Genomic DNA, 3,038 nt, shown 5'->3' on the forward strand with positions numbered 1-3,038 from the left:
GGGCCGGCGGTGCGCCGCCCGCCTTCCGGGCGGGCCGCCTGAGCCTCCGTCAGCACGGATATCAGCAGGCCGTCGTAGTTGGTCACGACGCGGGCGAACTGACCGTGGTCCCCGCGCAGGGCCAGGCACAGGCCGCACAGGTGCGCCATCCACTCCGCGGCGAGCCGTTCCCCGAGCCGGTGACGGCAGGGCCTGACCATTCCGAACATCGTGACTCCCCCTCAGACGCCCGCCCCGTCGTGGCGCGGGTCTCCTGCGCCCCCTGTATCTGCGGGCGACTTCGGAGATCGTAATGGGGTAGGTGGTTCACCCGGAGGCACCACAACTCACTCGTTCGCCGCGAAGAATATTATTTCACTCCCAATCAGCACTCGTGTAGGACAAGTCCCTTGGGATACACGGACTCTGTACGTATCCACCGGGCACCGGTACCGTCACAACCCCCCTGCGCGGTGTCCGTCCACTTGGCACGATGTCCGACTCATGGACGACCATAGGGAAGCGGAAGCGAGAGAGACCGCAGCGAGAGGAGGCGTCCATGGGATCGGTGCGCAAGGCGAGTGCCTGGCTTGGCCTCGTCGACGACAGCGATGACGAGCGCTACTACGAAGACGACGACTACGCCGAGGGCCCGGAGTCCGAGGACGCCTGGGTCACCGACCCGCGGGTGAAGGTCGCGGCCGAGCCGGCCGAGGCCAGAGGCCGGCGGATCGGCACCATCACTCCCGACAGCTTCCGGGACGCCCGCGCCATCGGTGAGCTCTTCCGCGAGGGCGTGCCGGTGGTCATGAACCTCACCGCGATGGACGCCACGGACGCCAAGCGGGTGGTGGACTTCGCCGCCGGTCTGATCTTCGGTCTGCGCGGCTCCATCGAGCGCGTGGCCAACCGGGTCTTCCTCCTCACGCCCGCCAACACGGAGATCGTCAGCGGCGAGGCCGCCCCGGGCGCCCGGGACGCCTTCTTCAACCAGAGCTGAGGCAGGGCCGCTCACCGGCGGGCCGTGACCGGGAACCGGTGAGCGCCCTGCTGCGTCCGTCCCCCGTCGCGGGCGCGCACGGCGGTCCCGCCGGCCGGCTCCCGGCCGTCAGGCCGAGACCCTCGGCCGTCGCGCCGGCGTCCCCTTGCTCTTCTTCTCCCGGGGCGACGGCACCCCGGCCTCCGCCTCCTGGGCGGCCCCGGCGTCCTCGCCGAGGTGACCGTCGCGGTCCAGCTTCTCCTCGCGGTCCAGGTGGTCGTCGCGCATCTCCCGCGGCAGGCGCAGCGCCGCCACCGCACCCAGCAGGAGCAGCCCGGCGCTGACCACCAGCGTCACGTGCAGGCCGTGCACGAACGCGTCCCGCGCCGCCGTCCGCAGGGTCTCCCCCACCGCGCCGCCGAGCCCGTGCGCGACCTCGTAGGCCTCCCCGATGGAGTGTCCGGCCGCTGTCGAGGCCTGCCCCGGCACGCCCGGCACCGATGTCACCCCCGGCGCGTAGGCCGCGTTCATCACGCTGCCCAGCAGGGCGATCCCCAGCCCGGCGCCGAGCTGGTACGAGGTCTCGCCGATGGCCGCCGCGCCGCCGGCCTCACGTTCGGGCGCCTCGCTCAGCATCGACTCGTACGCCCCGAAGAGCGTCGTCTCCAGCCCCAGTCCCAGCAGCACGAAGCCGCACAGCAGCAGCACCGGGTCGTCCTCGGCCCCCATCGGCAGGAGCGTCAGCACGGCCGCCGCGGTGAGCACGAAACCGGCCGCCACCATGACCCGCGGTCCCAGGACGCGCAGCAGCCGCGCCCCGGCGAGGCCCGCCGCCATGGCGGCGAGCGTCAGCGGGAGCATCCGCAGTCCGGTCTCCAGCGGGGAGAGACCCAGCACCAGCTGGAGGTACTGCGCCGCGATGAGTTCGAGGCCCACCAGTGCCAGCATCGCCAGCACGATGCAGCCGATGGACGTCCCGAAGGCCGGCCGCGCGAACAGCCGCATGTCGATCAGCGGGTGCTCGCGCCGTCGCTGCCGCCGCGCGAACAGCACCAGCAGCAGCACGCCTCCCGCCAGCGGACCCCAGGTCAGCGGCGACTCGGGCGAGACGCCGCCGCCCAGCCGTTTGACGCCGTAGACCGCGCCGAAGAGGCCGGCCGCCGCGGTGAGGGCGCCCGTGACGTCCCACGGGCCCTGGCGGTCGCCCCGCGACTCCGGCAGCAGCAGCCGGCCGACCGGCAGGGCGACCAGCATCAGCGGAATGTTGATCAGGAAGACCGAGCCCCACCAGAACCGCTCCAGCAGGAAGCCGCCGAGCAGCGGTCCGACGGCCGCGCCCACCGCGGCCACCGCGCTCCACACGCCGATGGCGAGCGCCCGCTCCCTCCGGTCCGGAAAGACCTGGCGGAGCACGGACAGGGTGGCGGGCATGATCATCGCGCCGCCGACGCCGAGCAGCGCACGCGCCGCGATCAGCACCTGCGCGCTGTCGGCGCAGGCCGCGACGCCGGAGGCCAGGCCGAACAGCGCGTAGCCGAGGAGCAGGATCCGCCGGCGGCCCACCCGGTCGCCCAGGGTGCCGAAGAGGATCAGCAGCGAGGCGCAGACCAGCGGATAGACGTCCACGGTCCACAGCAGTTCGGTGGCGCTCGGCCTGAGGTCCTCGGTGACCGCCGGCACCGCGACGTGGAGCACGGTGGCGTCCACCGCGACGAGCAGCAGGCTGACGCAGAGGACCACGAGGACGACCCAGCGGTTGGCGCCGGCCCCGGTCGCCCGGCGGGCACGGCGCCTCGTGGCGTCCGTGCCGGACGCGGTCGTCCCGGACATGTGCGTACCTCCCAGAATCTCTCGCGTCCGGCGGCCCCCCGGGCCGCTCGACCGGCCCACTCGACGAAGACGAGTGGTTCGCCAGCGTACGCGAGTTCGCGCCGGTGACATGTGGTGGAGTTCTCACCCCGGTGCGGGCCGGTTGTGGCGTGCGCCACTGCCATGGGCATGTTCAACGGCACGGGCCGGACGGGTGCCCGCCGCGGCCGATAATCGGGCCGTGACCGATCTCGACACGCACGCCGCGCGT

At 72.8% G+C, this 3,038-nt stretch carries 3 protein-coding genes; 1 reads left to right on the forward strand and 2 read right to left on the reverse strand.

Features of this window, described 5'->3' with window-relative positions; translation table 11 throughout:
- Positions 1 to 209, reverse strand: a 209-nt coding sequence (locus tag HW445_RS24425) for a DUF5685 family protein (RefSeq protein WP_257231267.1), incomplete at its 3' end; no start/stop codon positions are given.
- 329 nt (positions 210 to 538) lie between these two features.
- On the opposite strand from HW445_RS24425, the gene HW445_RS24430 reads away from it, so the two are divergent.
- Positions 539 to 979, forward strand: a complete 441-nt coding sequence (locus HW445_RS24430; RefSeq protein WP_180223101.1) for a cell division protein SepF — start codon at positions 539 to 541, stop codon at positions 977 to 979.
- 108 nt (positions 980 to 1,087) lie between these two features.
- Here the strand turns inward: HW445_RS24430 and HW445_RS24435 are convergent, their stop codons facing one another.
- Positions 1,088 to 2,788 (reverse strand): MFS transporter, encoded by a 1,701-nt coding sequence (locus HW445_RS24435; protein WP_180223102.1) that lies wholly within the window; start codon positions 2,786 to 2,788, stop codon positions 1,088 to 1,090.
- Between the last annotated feature and the right edge of the window lie 250 nt (positions 2,789 to 3,038).

The sequence above is a fragment of the Streptomyces sp. UH6 genome (genome assembly GCF_013421635.1).
GTDB classification, from domain to species: Bacteria; Actinomycetota; Actinomycetes; order Streptomycetales; family Streptomycetaceae; genus Streptomyces; species Streptomyces abyssomicinicus.